The organism is Bradyrhizobium sp. NBAIM03, from assembly GCF_020194055.1.
Taxonomy (GTDB): domain Bacteria; phylum Pseudomonadota; class Alphaproteobacteria; order Rhizobiales; family Xanthobacteraceae; genus Bradyrhizobium; species Bradyrhizobium yuanmingense.
Map to the genome: position 1 here is coordinate 84323 of NZ_JADYVS010000029.1, position 14818 is coordinate 99140.

13 protein-coding genes are annotated in these 14818 nt (G+C 64.9%); 6 read left to right on the forward strand and 7 right to left on the reverse strand.

The genetic code is table 11. The annotated features are described in order from the left end of the window. On the forward strand, positions 1-816 hold the full coding sequence (locus tag I6F21_RS31505; protein WP_036014279.1) for a DUF2076 domain-containing protein: 816 nt from the start codon (positions 1-3) through the stop codon (positions 814-816). A gap of 646 nt (positions 817-1462) precedes the next feature. Here I6F21_RS31505 and I6F21_RS31510 read toward each other — a convergent pair. Next, positions 1463-2293, reverse strand: coding sequence for a L,D-transpeptidase (locus tag I6F21_RS31510; protein WP_225113352.1), 831 nt, complete (start codon positions 2291-2293; stop codon positions 1463-1465). A gap of 316 nt (positions 2294-2609) precedes the next feature. Here I6F21_RS31510 and I6F21_RS31515 point away from each other — a divergent pair, with 316 nt between their 5' ends. Next, positions 2610-3395, forward strand: coding sequence for a protein phosphatase CheZ (locus tag I6F21_RS31515; RefSeq protein WP_036014285.1), 786 nt, complete (start codon positions 2610-2612; stop codon positions 3393-3395). A gap of 236 nt (positions 3396-3631) precedes the next feature. Here I6F21_RS31515 and I6F21_RS31520 read toward each other — a convergent pair whose 3' ends face one another. Beyond that, positions 3632-4153, reverse strand: a complete 522-nt coding sequence (locus I6F21_RS31520; protein ID WP_036014287.1) for a hypothetical protein — start codon at positions 4151-4153, stop codon at positions 3632-3634. A gap of 314 nt (positions 4154-4467) precedes the next feature. On the opposite strand from I6F21_RS31520, the gene I6F21_RS31525 reads away from it, so the two are divergent. The 3 genes from I6F21_RS31525 to I6F21_RS31535 all read left to right on the forward strand — a co-directional run bounded on the left by I6F21_RS31525 (position 4468) and on the right by I6F21_RS31535 (position 7917). Next, positions 4468-4764 (forward strand): co-chaperone GroES, encoded by a 297-nt coding sequence (locus I6F21_RS31525; protein WP_025033779.1) that lies wholly within the window; start codon positions 4468-4470, stop codon positions 4762-4764. A gap of 118 nt (positions 4765-4882) precedes the next feature. Beyond that, entirely contained in the window at positions 4883-6514 is a 1632-nt protein-coding gene (gene groL, locus I6F21_RS31530; protein ID WP_036014289.1) for a chaperonin GroEL, read from the forward strand. 197 nt (positions 6515-6711) lie between these two features. Next, the gene (locus I6F21_RS31535) at positions 6712-7917 is read left to right on the forward strand and encodes a hypothetical protein (protein ID WP_036027054.1); all 1206 of its coding nucleotides are present in this window, start codon (positions 6712-6714) and stop codon (positions 7915-7917) included. A 125-nt stretch (positions 7918-8042) separates the two neighbouring features. Here the strand turns inward: I6F21_RS31535 and I6F21_RS31540 are convergent, their stop codons facing one another. After that, positions 8043-8441, reverse strand: coding sequence for an META domain-containing protein (locus I6F21_RS31540; protein WP_225140498.1), 399 nt, complete (start codon positions 8439-8441; stop codon positions 8043-8045). 387 nt (positions 8442-8828) lie between these two features. Here I6F21_RS31540 and I6F21_RS31545 point away from each other — a divergent pair, with 387 nt between their 5' ends. After that, a complete protein-coding gene (locus tag I6F21_RS31545) occupies positions 8829-10580 on the forward strand; it encodes an ABC transporter ATP-binding protein/permease (protein WP_225140499.1) in 1752 nt (583 codons plus the stop codon). Positions 10581-10721: 141 nt separating this feature from the next. On the opposite strand, the gene I6F21_RS31550 is transcribed toward I6F21_RS31545, so the two are convergent. The 4 genes from I6F21_RS31550 to I6F21_RS31565 form a co-directional block, all read right to left on the reverse strand. Next, a complete protein-coding gene (locus I6F21_RS31550; RefSeq protein WP_036027050.1) occupies positions 10722-11735 on the reverse strand; it encodes a TorF family putative porin in 1014 nt (337 codons plus the stop codon). Positions 11736-12175: 440 nt separating this feature from the next. Beyond that, positions 12176-12535, reverse strand: a complete 360-nt coding sequence (locus tag I6F21_RS31555; RefSeq protein WP_036039910.1) for a hypothetical protein — start codon at positions 12533-12535, stop codon at positions 12176-12178. Between the two features lie 85 nt (positions 12536-12620). After that, positions 12621-13943 carry a glycolate oxidase subunit GlcF gene (glcF, locus tag I6F21_RS31560; protein WP_225140501.1) on the reverse strand — a complete coding sequence of 441 codons (1323 nt, stop codon included), beginning with the start codon at positions 13941-13943 and terminating at the stop codon, positions 12621-12623. Next, positions 13943-14818 (reverse strand): FAD-linked oxidase C-terminal domain-containing protein (locus I6F21_RS31565; RefSeq protein ID WP_225183991.1); only part of this gene is annotated, 876 nt, incomplete at its 5' end. The genes glcF and I6F21_RS31565, both read right to left, overlap by 1 nt.

The window sequence follows — 14818 nt, forward strand, 5'->3', positions numbered from 1 at the left end:
ATGACGCCGCAGGAACGCCAGCTCGTCGACGACCTTTTTGACCGGCTTTCTAAGCTGGAGAATGCACAGCGCGATCCCGATGCGATCGCCGCGATCTCCGACGGGCTGCGCAAGGCGCCCGGCGCCATCTACGCGCTGGTGCAGACCACGCTGGTCCAGGACGAAGCGTTGAAGCGCGCCAATGCCCGCATCCAGGAGCTGGAAGCGGCCCACGCGCCCGAGCAGGCGCAGTCCGGCGGCTTCCTCGACACCATGCGCGACACATTGTTTGGCGGCGGCCCGTCCCGCGGCTCGGTGCCGAATGTGCCGCAGCGTGAGCAGCGTCCGGCTTGGAACACCGGCCAGGCGATGCCGCAAGGCCAGCCGGGTTACGGCGCGCCGCCTTACGGACAGGCTTACGGCCAAGGTCCGGGTCAGGGCGCTCCGCCGATCGGCGGTGGCGGCGGCTCGTTCCTCGGCACGGCGGCGGCAGCCGCGGCCGGCGTCGTCGGCGGCTCGCTGCTGCTCTCCAGCATCCGCGGCATGATGGGCGGATCGCACCAGCAGGGTTTTGGCGACAGCAACGCGCTCGGCGACCGCAGCGCTGGTGGAAGTCCTTGGGGCGGCGGCGATCAGTCCGGCGGCTCGCTGGCGCGCGAGGCCGGCCTCGATGACATCGGCTCGAACCGGGAATCCCGCCAGGGCTTCTTCGACCAGGCGTCGAACGAGCGCGACAACTACGACCAGAACTACGGCAACGATCACGACGACAGCTTCGACACGGCCGACAACAGCGATTTCGGCGGCGACGACGACGGCGGCAGCGATTACGCGTAGGCCATTCGACCGACAGATGTGGAACGGCCGCCTCCGGGCGGCCGATTTCTGTTCAAGCAGAGCTCAACGCACTTCTCTGCCACCACACGCCATGATGCCATTCGATATAATATGACTAGTGCGTGCGTTGTCGGACAGCACCGTGCAGAACGTCACGAGGTGCGCCTGACTTCACCATGCCGGGCGAAATCGTCCTCCGACACACGCCGCCGTAGACTCCCGGATTTCCAAATTAGGACATGGGTGTTCAATTGGAAGAACACACTGCTTATGCCACACATCGTGGCTGCCTCTCTTGGCTACAGTCGGGGGTTTTAAGAATGAGTTCACTTCAACAGCGCATCGCGACCCTGAGCGACGTCACGACCCATCTCATCACCGAATTGTACGAGTTGGAGGGACTGCACGAGCGCCTCAGGAAGGCAGAGCTGTCGGTGCGGCGGCTGAACCGCTCGGCTCGCGCACCGCATTCGGCTTCATCAGCTCGTCCTCGCCGCTCCGCTGTCCCTCGTCGCGGGTCGAGGCACCGTCAGCGGACGTAGGACTATTCAGGCGGACGTTTGGCGGCGGCAGCGTCCCTTCGACGCCGCGCATTTCGAGCCGACGCGGCACCCGGACTTGATCGCTCCATCGAGCGCATGACGCTTCACATCACCACGACCTTGGTGCCGACATTGACGCGGCCGTAGAGATCGATGACGTCCTCGTTGCGCATGCGGATGCAGCCGGAGGAGACGTTGGTGCCGATGGTCCAGGGCTCGTTGGAGCCGTGGATGCGATAGAGCGTCGATCCCAGATACATCGCACGGGCACCGAGCGGATTTTCCGGGCCGCCTTCCATGTGCCTGGGCAGATCGGGCCGGCGCGCGAGCATTTCCGCCGGCGGCGTCCAGTCCGGCCATTCGCGCTTGGCGGTGATCGATTTCACGCCGGACCAGGTGAAGCCGGGACGGCCGACGCCGATGCCGTAGCGCAATGCCCGGCCGTTGCCCTCGACGAGATAGAGGAACTTGTTCGGCGTATCGACCACGATCGTGCCGGGACTTTCCTTGCCGCTATAGTCAACGAGTTGTTTCTCGAATTTCGGATCGAACGGACGCTGCCGCGGATCGACCGCCTCCTGCTGCAGAGACGCGCCCTGCTGATATCCGCCTTGTTGATACCCACCTTGCATCTGCGGCTCGCCCATCGGCGGCAGGCGCCGCTGGTCGTAATAGCCCGGCTGCTGCTGATACACCGGCCGCTCCGGCGCGTAGGCCGGGCCGCGGCCGGGGCCATCGCCGAACAGGAATTCGATGAAGCCGCCGCCCATGTTGGAATGGGACGCCACGCGCACCGGCGCCGGCGGCACGCGCGGCTGGTACAGCACCGCGGGCGGATCGTTCGGCACGCTGTTGTCGAAGGCGCCCGCGTCGTTCGCGCCGGCCATGAAGGTGCAAGCGCTGCCGAGCAGCGCGACAGACATTTTCTTGAACATCGACGTACTCTGTACTGTTTCGTCTAGATCACATGCGTCGTGGAGAGCCGGTGGCTGATCCGCGCTCTTCGACGTGGTCAATAAAAAGCAAAAGCCGTTTTGTTTGGTAAACGGACAGCGCGTTTGGATTCACCACGTCGCGAGCGCGCCTGCAATTTGGCGATCAGCGTTTATTTTCGATGAACGCCGCGCGGTGATGGTTAATCGCTTCTTTGCGCCGCGTCGCGCGCGGCCGATCAGCAGTTCCTGCTGTGAACTTCGTGTTAAATCGCTTCTGCCTACAAAGACGCGTGAGTGAGGTGGGGGGAGTATCCTGATGGCTGTTCACCGCAAGCGTTTTCGCGTCGAAGATATCGTCGGTGGCGAGATGCCCATTGTAGACGTAACTGAAGAGGCACTCCCGATGCATAGCGAGATCATGGCCGAGCTGCGCGCGATCCGCGCCCAGATGGCGAAGGGCATCGTCGCGGCCCCGCTGTCCGGCAGCGCTGCCATGGCGGCGATCGACGCCTCGACCGCGCACGAGCTTGCCGAAGCGCGCACCATGCTCGATACCTACCGGGCGCAGATCGAGCAGTGCGAGAAGCTGAAGGTCGAGCTCGACCTCATCCACGACGCCATCGACCGCACCAAGCGCGAGATCGCGACGCTGCACGGCAAGAGCTTCGACGGCGGCGAGATGGCCAAGGTCAACGGCGAGCTCGGCGCGGTGGTCGGCGGCACCGAGCAGGCGACCCAGCAGATCCTCGAAGCCGCGGAATCGATCGACCAGGCCGCCAGCGCGATGTCGAAGGTGGACTCGATCGATCAGCAGAAGCGCCTTGCCGACGACATCCAGGAACGCGTCATCTCGATCTTCGAAGCCTGCAACTTCCAGGACCTGACCGGCCAGCGCATCAGCAAGGTCATGGGCACGATGAAGTTCATCGAGCAGCACATCAACGCGATGATGGAGATCTGGGGCGGCGTCGACGCGATCAAGTCCCATGTGCCCGCGCAGGTCGACAACCGCAGCGAGGACGAGAAGCTCCTCAACGGCCCCAAGCTCGCCGGCGACGTCGGCCACGCCTCGCAGGACGACATCGACGCGCTGTTCGACTGAGCGGCGACGACATCGGAATAACAAAAACGCCGGCCTTGGGCCGGCGTTTTTTTGTTTTGGCCGGTGCAGATCGTGAACTCTTCTTCCCTTCTCCCCTTGTGGGAGAAGGTGGCGCGAAGCGCCGGATGAGGGGTTCTCTCCACTCGCAAGACCGTTCGTGAGGAGATAGACCCCTCACCCGTCTCGCCGCTACGCGGCGAGCCACCTCTCCCACAAGGGGAGAGGGTAAGAGACCGTCACGCCCTCGGCGCGCAGCGGACGTAGACCATGTTGCCGTAGCGGGTGCCAGCGTCCTTGTCGATGAAGCGGGTGATCATGACGCGACCGTCGAAGGAGACGATTTCGCGGTCCTGGTCGCCGGGGGTCGGGCCGGCCGGCCCGATGTAGTTCTTGCCGCTCGGCGAGCCCTTCAGCCGCAGCTCCTGCGGCGTCGCCTGGTCGGCGAGATGCATGATCACGCCACCGGAGGAACCGGCGGTGATCACGTAGGGGTTCCTGCATTGCTCACGCGCCATCTTCTCGGTGCGGGCGCGATCGGCCGGGTTCTGGAACGAGGCGAGGCCCCAGCGGCCGACGATCTCGTCGGCGCGGATGCTGGCGGGCATTTCCGGCGCGACGCCAGGTTCGGCTTCGGGCGGCGGCGGGGACGACGTGAGGGACGGCAGGTTGAAGCCGCCGCCGCAGGCGCCCAGCAGCAGCGCCAGACAAGAGGCGGCCGCCAGATTGGCAACCGTGCGCGCGTGAGCCGAACTGATCATGGCATTCCCCCGAACAAAACCATGGCCGCACCCCTCCCGCAGCCAAGCGCAAAACCGCTGCCGGAGCAATGACGTCGTTCTTTACGGCGACGCCCCGAGCGAGTTTCCAATGCCACCATCCTATATCCGCCTCAACAATCGCTTAACCACCTTTGCTTGACAGGATCGCGGCCAAGCCATATTTCCGGACCCACTATTAGCACTCGGAAAGCCCGATTGCTAAGCGCGCCGTTCGATCCTCGACGCGAGGGCGGACGGAAGCGCCGCCCCACCGACCCCACTACTTCCGAAGCGAGCCTCCAAAGGGAAACGTCATGGCTAAATCCAAATTTCGTCCGCTGCATGACCGTGTCGTGGTCAAACGTATCGACGCCGAGGAAAAGACCAAGGGCGGCATCATCATTCCGGACACGGCCAAGGAAAAGCCGTCCCAGGGCGAGGTCGTCGCCGTCGGCCCCGGCGGCCGCGACGAGACCGGCAAGCTGATCCCGATCGACCTCAAGGTCGGCGACCGCGTGCTGTTCGGCAAGTGGTCGGGCACCGAGGTCAAGATCGACAACGAAGAGCTCCTGATCATGAAGGAGTCGGACATCATGGGCGTGCTGGCCTAAGGCCGTCCGCCTGAACAGCCGCTGAATGTCATGCCCGGATCCAGGCGATCCGGGCATCCATCGTTCCGCCGCACGGCACAAGACAACACACATCACATAACACGAGGGATTGCAGACCATGGCTGCCAAAGACGTCAAGTTTTCCGGAGACGCGCGCGATCGCATGCTGCGCGGCGTCGACGTTCTCGCCAACGCCGTCAAGGTGACGCTCGGCCCGAAGGGCCGCAACGTTGTCATCGAGAAGAGCTTCGGCGCCCCCCGCATCACCAAGGACGGCGTCACGGTCGCCAAGGAGATCGAGCTCGAGGACAAGTTCGAGAACATGGGCGCCCAGATGGTGCGTGAGGTCGCCTCCAAGACCAACGACCTCGCCGGCGACGGCACCACCACCGCGACCGTGCTGGCCCAGGCCATCGTGCGCGAAGGCGCCAAGGCGGTCGCCGCCGGCATGAACCCGATGGATCTCAAGCGCGGCATCGACACCGCGGTTGCCGCCGTCATCAAGGACATCGAGAAGCGCGCCAAGCCGGTCGCCGCCTCCTCCGAGGTCGCCCAGGTCGGCACCATCTCGGCCAACGGCGATGCCGCCATCGGCAAGATGATCGCCCAGGCGATGCAGAAGGTCGGCAACGAGGGCGTCATCACCGTCGAGGAGAACAAGTCGCTCGAGACCGAGGTTGATATCGTCGAGGGCATGAAGTTCGACCGCGGCTATCTCAGCCCCTACTTCGTCACCAATGCCGAGAAGATGACCGCCGAGCTCGAGGACGCCTACATCCTCCTGCACGAGAAGAAGCTCTCGGGCCTGCAGGCCATGCTGCCGGTGCTGGAAGCCGTGGTGCAGTCGGGCAAGCCGCTCGTCATCATCGCCGAGGACGTCGAGGGCGAGGCGCTGGCCACCCTGGTCGTCAACCGGCTCCGCGGCGGCCTCAAGGTCGCGGCCGTCAAGGCGCCGGGCTTCGGTGACCGCCGCAAGGCCATGCTGGAGGACATCGCGATCCTGACCGGCGGCCAGCTGATCTCCGAGGAGCTCGGCATCAAGCTCGAGAACGTCACGGTGAAGATGCTCGGCCGCGCCAAGAAGGTGGTGATCGACAAGGAGAACACCACGATCGTCAACGGCGCCGGCAAGAAGCCCGACATCGAGGCCCGCGTCGGCCAGATCAAGGCGCAGATCGAGGAGACCACCTCGGACTACGACCGCGAGAAGCTCCAGGAGCGCCTCGCCAAGCTCGCCGGCGGCGTCGCGGTGATCCGCGTCGGCGGCGCCACCGAGATCGAGGTCAAGGAGAAGAAGGACCGCGTCGAGGACGCGCTCAACGCCACCCGCGCCGCGGTTCAGGAAGGCATCGTCCCGGGCGGCGGCGTCGCGCTGCTCCGCGCCAAGAAGGCGGTCGGCCGTCTCACCAACGCCAATGACGACGTCCAGGCCGGCATCAACATCGTGCTGAAGGCGCTGGAAGCCCCGATCCGCCAGATCTCCGAGAACGCCGGCGTGGAAGGCTCGATCGTGGTCGGCAAGATCCTGGAGAACAAGTCCGAGACCTTCGGCTTCGACGCCCAGAACGAGGACTATGTCGACATGGTCGAGAAGGGCATCATCGATCCCGCCAAGGTGGTGCGCACCGCGCTGCAGGACGCCTCCTCCGTGGCCGGCCTCTTGGTGACTACCGAAGCCATGGTCGCCGAGATGCCGAAGAAGGAAGCTCCGCCCGCGATGCCCCCCGGCGGCGGCATGGGCGGCTTCTAAGCCTTCCGTTCCGTGACAGAGTTGCGAAGGCCGCCTCCGGGCGGCCTTCTTTTTTGCCGACCCTGCCCGTTTCGCTTTCCGATTCAACCAGCGGCCAAAACCCACTACGGTGGCGCGCCGATTCTGATTGTTTGGGCATGATCCTAGAGACCGCTTCACGCTTTCCGGATCATGGCCGTTGCGCGAGGATGTCATCGATGCGTGCGCTTCTGGTTTGCTCCACGGCCGTTCTGGCCCTGCTCGCCGTTCCGCCGCAGGCCTCCGCCCAGATGAAGCTGTCGCCGAAGGCGACCGCGCCGGGGGGAACCGAGACGCGCTATTTCACCGCGATGGACGGGCTGATGGACGGCAATGCCGACGTGATCCTGAAGGAGACGCGCCAGGGCAAGACGCTGACCGCGGCGGTGCTCGACGTCTGCTACCCCATCGCGAAGAACTCCGACCGCAAGGACCGCTTCGTCGTCAACCTCCAGGTCGCCGGCCAGACGCTGACCGGAACGACGCAGAGCATCAGTGAGAAGTCGCCGGTCAGCGTCAAGCTGACGCGCAAGCAGTCCGGCGACATGTTCGAATTCCGCGGCCAGATCGCGGTCGGCCAGGCGGTGACCGAAGTGACCTCGCCGGACAATTCCGATCTCAGCGAAAAGGAATTCCTGGACAGTCAGGCCTCCGACGACGGCATCACGCCGCAGCCGAAGGATTTCACCGACGTCTCGCCGGAAGCGATCGCGGTCAAGGTCAAGCTCGATGCGGCGACCGACTTCCTGAAGAGCCTGAAGGGCCAGGAGGTCGAGGTGACGCTGGCGAGCCTCAATGTCGGCTGCGACGCGCTGCGCGCGGGCGAGCAGACCATCACCATGTCGGTCGATCCCGAGCGCGCCGGCGCGCTGCTGGCGAAGTTCAAGGCAATGCCGGGCGTCACCGCCGCAGGCTGGACCGCGGGCATGACCGAGATGGACCGCACCATCCGCTTCCCTGCGGCCGACTGGCGCGAGGGCGACAAGATCAACAAGGGCAAGCTTGCAACGGCGGTGGCGAGCGTGCTGAGCAGGACGCTCGCCGCAAAGCCGGTCACGCAAAACTTCAACCCGGCCACCGGTAGGCTCAAGCTGGTGTTCAAGCGGCCGAACCAGGACTTCCCGGCGCTCGAGCTCACCGACACGATCGAGGTCGCAGGCCTGGTCTCGCCCGACAAGCCGGGCACCACGGACAAGCTCATGCTCTGGATCGGCAGCCCGGCGACCACGACGGCCGACGAGGGCAGCGGGGCCAGGCTCAATCTGTCCGACGATGCCAGCCTCGACGAAGAAGGCGATCTGCCCGACGACAACGGCTCGATCGAGGCGCTCGTCAAGGAGCTGAAGGGCCAGCGCTGGGACGCCGACAAGTCGGTGTGGAAGTAGGCTGAGACAGCCACCGCTGTCATCGCCCGGCTTGACCGGGCGATCCAGTACTCCGAGACAGCAGCGATGGAATCGATAGGCTGCGGCGTACTGGATTCCCCGCCTTCGCGGGGAATGACAGAGGCCTAATTCCCCGTCGTCCTGAAGCGCAGCGGCTTCGGGCCGACCAGCGTCAGCACGTCGCCCTGGCGCTTCCAGGTCTCGACGCTGCCGAGGGCTGCGACGAGCTCGTCGTCGGCCTGCGCTCTCGCCGGCGGACAGTTGCGGTTCTGGATCTGGCCGGGCACGAAGATCACGGTGTTGCCGGCGACCGAGAACTGGCCCTTGCCGCCCTTGCACCAGAGCTCCAGCACGACCTCGCCATTGTCGCCGATCTCGATGTTGGGAATCCGCTTCGAGCCTGCCTGCGGCAACGCCTCCAGCGTCATCTCGGTGCCGAACGGAAACCCCTCCTGAGCACGCGCGAGTGTGGACATCGCGAACATTGCAACCGCCGCACACACCAATCGCTGGAACGAAACCATGAGACCTCTCGACCGACCTGACTTGCCGCACCTTCTATGAGACGGCGGGGGCGTTGAGAAGGTTCGCGCATGGTCGATGCAGGCGCACCGGCATGGCGAAGCCCGGGGCGCCTTCGAAGACCACGCCGAACGAGAAAGCGATCGGCAGCCAGTTGCAGCCGCGGCGCGAAGTTCTCGCGCATCCGGCGGTTCCCGTCCGCTCACAAGGTCGCGAAATCCCGGAGCACCCTGCCCCGCACCGGCGGGCACCATGCTAGGGTTGCTGGCTGCGACAATCCAACGCAAATTGCAGAACTTGCGACTTTCGTCTAAGCGCGCCCATTTCCGCCATCGCCTCAGCTATTTGGCTCTGGGCATCGTGCACATCCCCTGAGGAGATCCAGCTCTGTGAACAACATCCGCGCCACGCTCGCGATCGTCTGGCGAATCGCCATCCCTTATTTCCGATCAGAGGACAAATGGGCCGGCCGCGGCCTGCTCGCCGCGGTGATCGTGATCGAACTGCTGCTGGTCGCCATCGATGTGCTCGTGAACCAATGGTACAGCCGCTTCTACAACTATCTCCAGGAGCGCGACTGGAACGGCTTCGTCTGGGAGCTGGGCGTCTTCACATTGCTCGCGAGCGCCAGCGTCGCGCTTTCCGTCTACCAGCTCTATCTCAATCAGTGGCTCCAGATTCGCTGGCGGCAATGGCTGACGCGTCACTATCTGGCCGAATGGCTGAATAGCGCGACCCACTATCGGATGCAGCTCAAGGGCGATGCGGCCGACAACCCGGACCAACGCATCACCGACGACGTCAGGAGTTTCGTCGAGCAGACTCTCAATATCGGCATCGGGCTGCTCTCCTCGATCGTCACGCTGCTCTCGTTCGTGGTCATTCTGTGGGGGCTGTCGAACGCGGCACCGCTGCATATCTCCGGCCTCGACTTTCCCATCCCCGGCTATTTGGTGTGGGCGGCGCTCGTCTACGCGATCTTCGGCACCGCGCTCACGCACTGGATCGGTTCGCCTCTCGTCAATCTCAACTTCGAGCAGCAGCGCTACGAGGCCGACTTCCGCTTCAACCTCGTCCGCGTGCGCGAGAACTCCGAACAGATCGCACTGCTCAAGGGCGAAGGCGCCGAACGCGAACGACTGCTGCACCGCTACGGCTATGTCGTCGGCAATTGGTACGCGATCATGAGCCGGACCAAGCGTCTGACTGCTTTCACGGCGAGCTATTCCCAAGCCGCCGTGATCTTCCCCTTCATCCTCACCGCGCCTGCCTATTTTGCCGGTAAGATTCAACTTGGAGGGATGGTGCAGACCGGCTCCGCCTTCGGCAGCGTGCAGAAGGCCCTGTCCTTCTTCGTGAGCGCCTACCGATCCCTGGCCGAATGGCGTGCGGTGGTTGCCCGTCTCGATGGCTTCGAGATGTCGGTCGCCTCGGCGGTCAATCTGCCGGCGCATGAGCCTGCCATCGCGCTGGAAGTCGCCGGCCGCCATATCGACCTCGAGCAGCTCTGCGTGAACCTGCCCAACGGCACGCCGCTGGTGGCCGCCAAGGCCTTCACCATTCAGGCCTCGGAGCGCGTGCTGGTGACCGGACCGTCCGGCTCCGGCAAGTCCACGCTGTTCCGGGCCATCGCCGGCATCTGGCCGTTCGGCACCGGCACGGTTGTGGTCCCGGAAAAGGCAAAGCTGATGATGCTGCCGCAGCGGCCCTATTTCTCGGTCGGTGTGTTGCGCGATGCCGTGGTCTATCCGGCAGCGCCGGGCGCGTTCGACGCCGCGCAGGTCCGCGAGGCCCTGATCGCGGTCGGGCTGCCCGATCTCGCCGAGCGGCTGGACGAGGACGGCCACTGGAACAGGATGCTCTCGCTCGGCGAGCAGCAACGTCTCGGGCTAGCGCGCGCGCTGCTGCATGCGCCGGACTATCTGTTCCTGGACGAAGCCACCGCCTCGCTCGACGAGCCGTCGGAAGCCCGGCTCTACCGGCTGCTGGCGGAGAGACTGCCGCAGGCCACCATCGTCTCGATCGGCCACCGCTCGACGCTCGATGCCTTCCACACCCGCAAGGTGGCGCTCGTGAAGGACGGTGCGATCCACGTCGTCGGCGGCGAGCGGACTGCGGCGGAGCCGAGCGCCGCGCGCTGAGGCGAGCGCTGGGTAGCCGCTGATCATCAAGTTCGAGTCGTCACTCCATACACGCGTCAAGCCCGGCCATGACGGCGTGGAGAAAAGCAAAAGGGCGGCAGGTTGCCCTGCCGCCCTCGCGAAGTCGTTTCGGGAAGAAGCTTACTTCAGATTGCTCATCGCCGTCAGGTCGAACGAGAGCTTGGCCACGCCGGCCGCGCTGCACCAGTTGGAGCCGAAGCCGCCCGGGTTGATGGGGGTGAAGCTTCCGGTGAACTTCGCGGTGTGATCGCTGGTCAAGGCGTTGCAGTCGCCCTTGTTCAGGTCGGTGTCGTGATAACGCAGATCGAGCGTGAACACCTTGTAGGTGAAGCCGACGCCGACGTTCCAGGTGTTATAGCTCGGCTCCTTGATGCCGTTCGCATAAACCGGATCGCCCGCGATGCCGTAGAAGATGTCGGAAGTGCCGAACCACTGCCGGCCGAACTCACCCGACACATACATGCCGACGCCGCTGGCACCGAAGATTGTGCTCGGGGCGGTCCACTTGGCCGTGATCGAGGCGTAATTGCCCCAGGCGCCGAGGTTCAGGAAGTTCGGCGAGTAGTACTCGTTGAAGCCGACCGTCCACTGGTCGTTGATGACGACGTTCAGCTTGGCGTAGGCTTCGAAGAAGCTGGCGTCCTTCTTGGCGAAGTTGCCGTTGATCGGAAGGCCGATTGCCCCCTGCGAGTAATCGATGTCGCCGCCACAATTGCCCTGAGCCAATGTGTACTGCGAGCCGAAGCATTGTCCGCCCGGATAGAGGTAGCCCCAGAGACCGAAGTCGAAGGCGAACATGCCGAAGGTCGGGCGGATACCGCCGTAGAAGTCGACTTCCGCCGCAGCGCGGTTCGGGAAGGAGATGCTCGAGGCGGACGTACCGACGTAGAGCTGCAAGTCCTTGGTGACGTTGTAGCGAGGCTCGAAATAGGCCGTGACGGCCGGCTTATGGTTGGACTGGGTGATGCCGCGGAAGACGTAATCGCTCATGATGCCGCCGCCGAAGGCGATATCCCAAGGATCGAACGCCGGGGGCGGCGGGGCTTTCAATGCCTTCACGCGCAGATCTGCCGCGAACGCCGAACCCGTCGTCACCATTGCCAGCGCCGTTGCCAACAAAGCCACTTTTTTCATTTCGATCCCCATCTACCCGTTCTTACTTAGCAGTCGCCCCCGGAAGCCCCCCGGGGCATGCGGCCTACCTGCAAAATTGCGTCACTGCGGCAATTTGGATCGATGGACAGGAACCGTGAAGCAAAAAGCACGGGCATCTGCCGACTTTTTAGGCGTTTTGACGAATTCACGAAAGGTTGTCAGGCTGTGTGGCTTCTCGATCACATTATTTGCATTCCAAGGTGCAGTGCAGACCCGTGTAAACCCGGGGATCGCCAGGCGGCGTGACACCTTCGCTACGAATCAGGGTGGGCCCGGAGCGCCAGCCGCCAAGGGCGGCTTCCGCGATGCAAAAAGGCCGCAGCACCGGGGGGTGCCGCGGCCTTCTCGTTACAATCCCAAGTAACAATCCCGAGTAACAGTCCCGAGTGACAGTCCGAAGGCGATGAGAGACCGCCTTCCTACCCCTGCCCCTCGGCCGGCGCCGCTTCCGCAGAAGACGAAGGCATCGCCCAGCTTGTCTCGGCGGGCGCGGGAGTCTCCGCCGGTGCCGACGGCTTCGGAGCAGGCGCTGCCTTCGCCTTCTTCGGTGCCGCCTTCTTCGCGGCCTTCTTCGGAGCAGCCTTCTTGGCCGCCGACTTCTTTGCAGTCGTCTTGGCAGCCTTCTTCGGGGCGGCCTTCTTGGCAGATTTCTTGGCAGACTTCTTGGCGGTCTTCTTGGCCGCCTTCTTCTTCGTCGCCTTCTTCGCGGACTTCTTCGCCGCTACGGCCTTCTTGGCCTTTTTGGCCTTCTTGCTTTTCTTCTTCTTCGCTTTCGCCATCGTGGTCCTCCTGTTGCCGCCGAACAATGCTTGATCGGGCGTCTTCAGTCGTCACCTCGGGAGGACAGTTCGGGCTCCTGAAAGCTCAAACCTGCGCGTTCAGTGCCGGCCGCGCCCCGCCCGTCGCCCAATCGAGAAGCTCAATCGTGTGTACGACCGGAACTGACGTGCCACTGGCAATCTGCACCATGCAGCCGATATTGCCCGCGGCAATCATGTCCGGCTTGACGCTCGCGATGTTGGCGACCTTACGATCACGCAACCGACCCGCAAGCTCGGGCTGGAGAATGTTGTAGGTCCCCGCCGAACCGCAACACAAATGGCTCTCGGGCACATCTTTCACCACGAATCCATTCTTGGAAAGCAATTCTTTCGGAAGCCCTGTGATTTTCTGTCCATGCTGCAACGAACACGCGGAGTGATAGGCGACGACGATGTCGTCCGCTCGCGCCGCGGTCGCAAGCTCGAGGCCGGCGACGTATTCGGTGATGTCCTTGGCGAGCGCCGAGACCCTCGCAGCATCGGCCGCGCACGCTGTGTCCTCGCGCAGGAGATAGCCGTAATCCTTGATCACCGTGCCGCAGCCGGAGGTCGTCACCAGGATCGCGTCGAGCCCCTCGCCGGCCATTTCCTTCCGCCACGCCGCGACGTTGGCGCGAGCCCGTGCCAGCGCATCCTCGTCGTTGCCGAGGTGATGGGTCAGCGCGCCACAGCACTGCTCGTCCTTGACAAGGACGACCTCGATGCCGTGGCGGGTCAGGAGACTGATGGCGGCCTGGTTGATGCGCGGCGCCAGCACCTGCTGGGCGCAGCCCTGGAGCAGTGCCACACGGCCGCGCTTCTTGCCCAGCGCCGCGAACACGCTGCCGGCGGCGGGCCCTGCGGGCGGCAGCCGGTCCGGCGCCAGCGCCAGCATCGCCTTGATGCGCTGGATCAAGCCCGGCGTCGCCGCAGGCCGGGGTGTCGGCAGCAAGACGCCGAGCGGACGGGCGAGCCGCGCCAGCCACATACTGACGCGAAAGCGCTGCGGGTCCGGCAGGACGAAGGCCAGCACCTGGCGCAGCAGCCGCTCGGTCAGCGGCCGCCGATAGCGCTGCTCGATTTGCACCCGGGCCTGATCGACCAGGTGCATGTAGTTCACGCCCGAGGGGCAGGTCGTCATGCAGGCAAGGCACGACAGGCAACGGTCGATATGCTTGACCACGTCGGCGGTCGGCGCCTGGTCCTTCTCCAGCATCTCCTTGATCAGATAGATGCGGCCGCGCGGGCTATCGAGCTCGTCGCCGAGCAGCACATAGGTCGGGCAGGTTGCGGTGCAGAAGCCGCAATGGACGCAGGCGCGCAGGATCTTGTCGGCTTCCGCGATATCGGGGTCGGCGAGCTGCGCGAGTGAGAATTCGGTCTTCATCAGCCAGCGCTCCGCGTGAGCCGCCCCCGGTTGAGGATGGTCTTCGGATCGAAGCTGGCGCGCACCCGCTCGCTCAGCGCGGCAATGCCAGGTGCCTGCGGATGGAACACGTCGACCTCGCGCCTGATATCCTCGGCGGCCCGGATCAGCGTGGCATGCCCGCCGACGGAATTGGCGTGGGCACGCACGGCCGGGGCATGCGCGTCCGGCTTCGGCGGAAGCGCCGCCCAGATCAGCCCGCCGCCCCAATCGTAGATCACATCGCCGCCCGTCTCGCGCGCTAGCTGCGAGCCCAGCGCGGCGCCCGAGGCCGGCGGGCAGACGATCCGCCAGACCGGCCAGGCGCCGAGCGCGCCGCTCGCCGCGAACGGCAGCACGTCGCGGATCGCGCTCCACAAGGCCGCGGATGCCACGTCCTCGATCAGCGTCGCGGTTCCAAACGGCGCAAGCAATTGGCGCAGCGAGCCGGCGCGGTGCGCAGCGGACGCGGTGATGCCCTCGAGCCGCAGCACGGTCAGCGCCTCGGCCTCGCCTTGGCCCGCAATGTCGCCCAGCCCCTCGGTCCCGGCCCTGAACGCCGATTTCGGCAGATGCGCGGCGGCGGAGACGTCGAAGGGCGAGCCCAGCGCCGCAGTCATGGCCTTGTTGGCGGTGGCATCATCTAACCCGCGCAGCAACAGCGTCCGCTCGGCCTCGGGCTTGGGCATCACCTTGAGCGTGACCTCGGTCATCACCGACAGCGTGCCCCAGGACCCCGCCAGCAGCTTGCAGAGGTCGTAGCCGGTGACGTTCTTCACCACCTTGCCGCCGGTCTTGAAGCTGTCGCCGAAGCCCGAGACGGCATGCGCGCCGAGCAGGTGGTCCCGTACCCCGCC

Coding starts and splice junctions, on each gene's coding strand:
- I6F21_RS31505 (WP_036014279.1), top strand. CDS start 1: ATGACGCCGCAGGAACGCCAGCTCGTCGACGACCTTTTTGACCGGCTT.
- I6F21_RS31510 (WP_225113352.1), bottom strand. CDS start 2,293: ATGTTCAAGAAAATGTCTGTCGCGCTGCTCGGCAGCGCTTGCACCTTC.
- I6F21_RS31515 (WP_036014285.1), top strand. CDS start 2,610: ATGGCTGTTCACCGCAAGCGTTTTCGCGTCGAAGATATCGTCGGTGGC.
- I6F21_RS31520 (WP_036014287.1), bottom strand. CDS start 4,153: ATGATCAGTTCGGCTCACGCGCGCACGGTTGCCAATCTGGCGGCCGCC.
- I6F21_RS31525 (WP_025033779.1), top strand. CDS start 4,468: ATGGCTAAATCCAAATTTCGTCCGCTGCATGACCGTGTCGTGGTCAAA.
- groL (WP_036014289.1), top strand. CDS start 4,883: ATGGCTGCCAAAGACGTCAAGTTTTCCGGAGACGCGCGCGATCGCATG.
- I6F21_RS31535 (WP_036027054.1), top strand. CDS start 6,712: ATGCGTGCGCTTCTGGTTTGCTCCACGGCCGTTCTGGCCCTGCTCGCC.
- I6F21_RS31540 (WP_225140498.1), bottom strand. CDS start 8,441: ATGGTTTCGTTCCAGCGATTGGTGTGTGCGGCGGTTGCAATGTTCGCG.
- I6F21_RS31550 (WP_036027050.1), bottom strand. CDS start 11,735: ATGAAAAAAGTGGCTTTGTTGGCAACGGCGCTGGCAATGGTGACGACG.
- I6F21_RS31555 (WP_036039910.1), bottom strand. CDS start 12,535: ATGGCGAAAGCGAAGAAGAAGAAAAGCAAGAAGGCCAAAAAGGCCAAG.
- glcF (WP_225140501.1), bottom strand. CDS start 13,943: ATGAAGACCGAATTCTCACTCGCGCAGCTCGCCGACCCCGATATCGCG.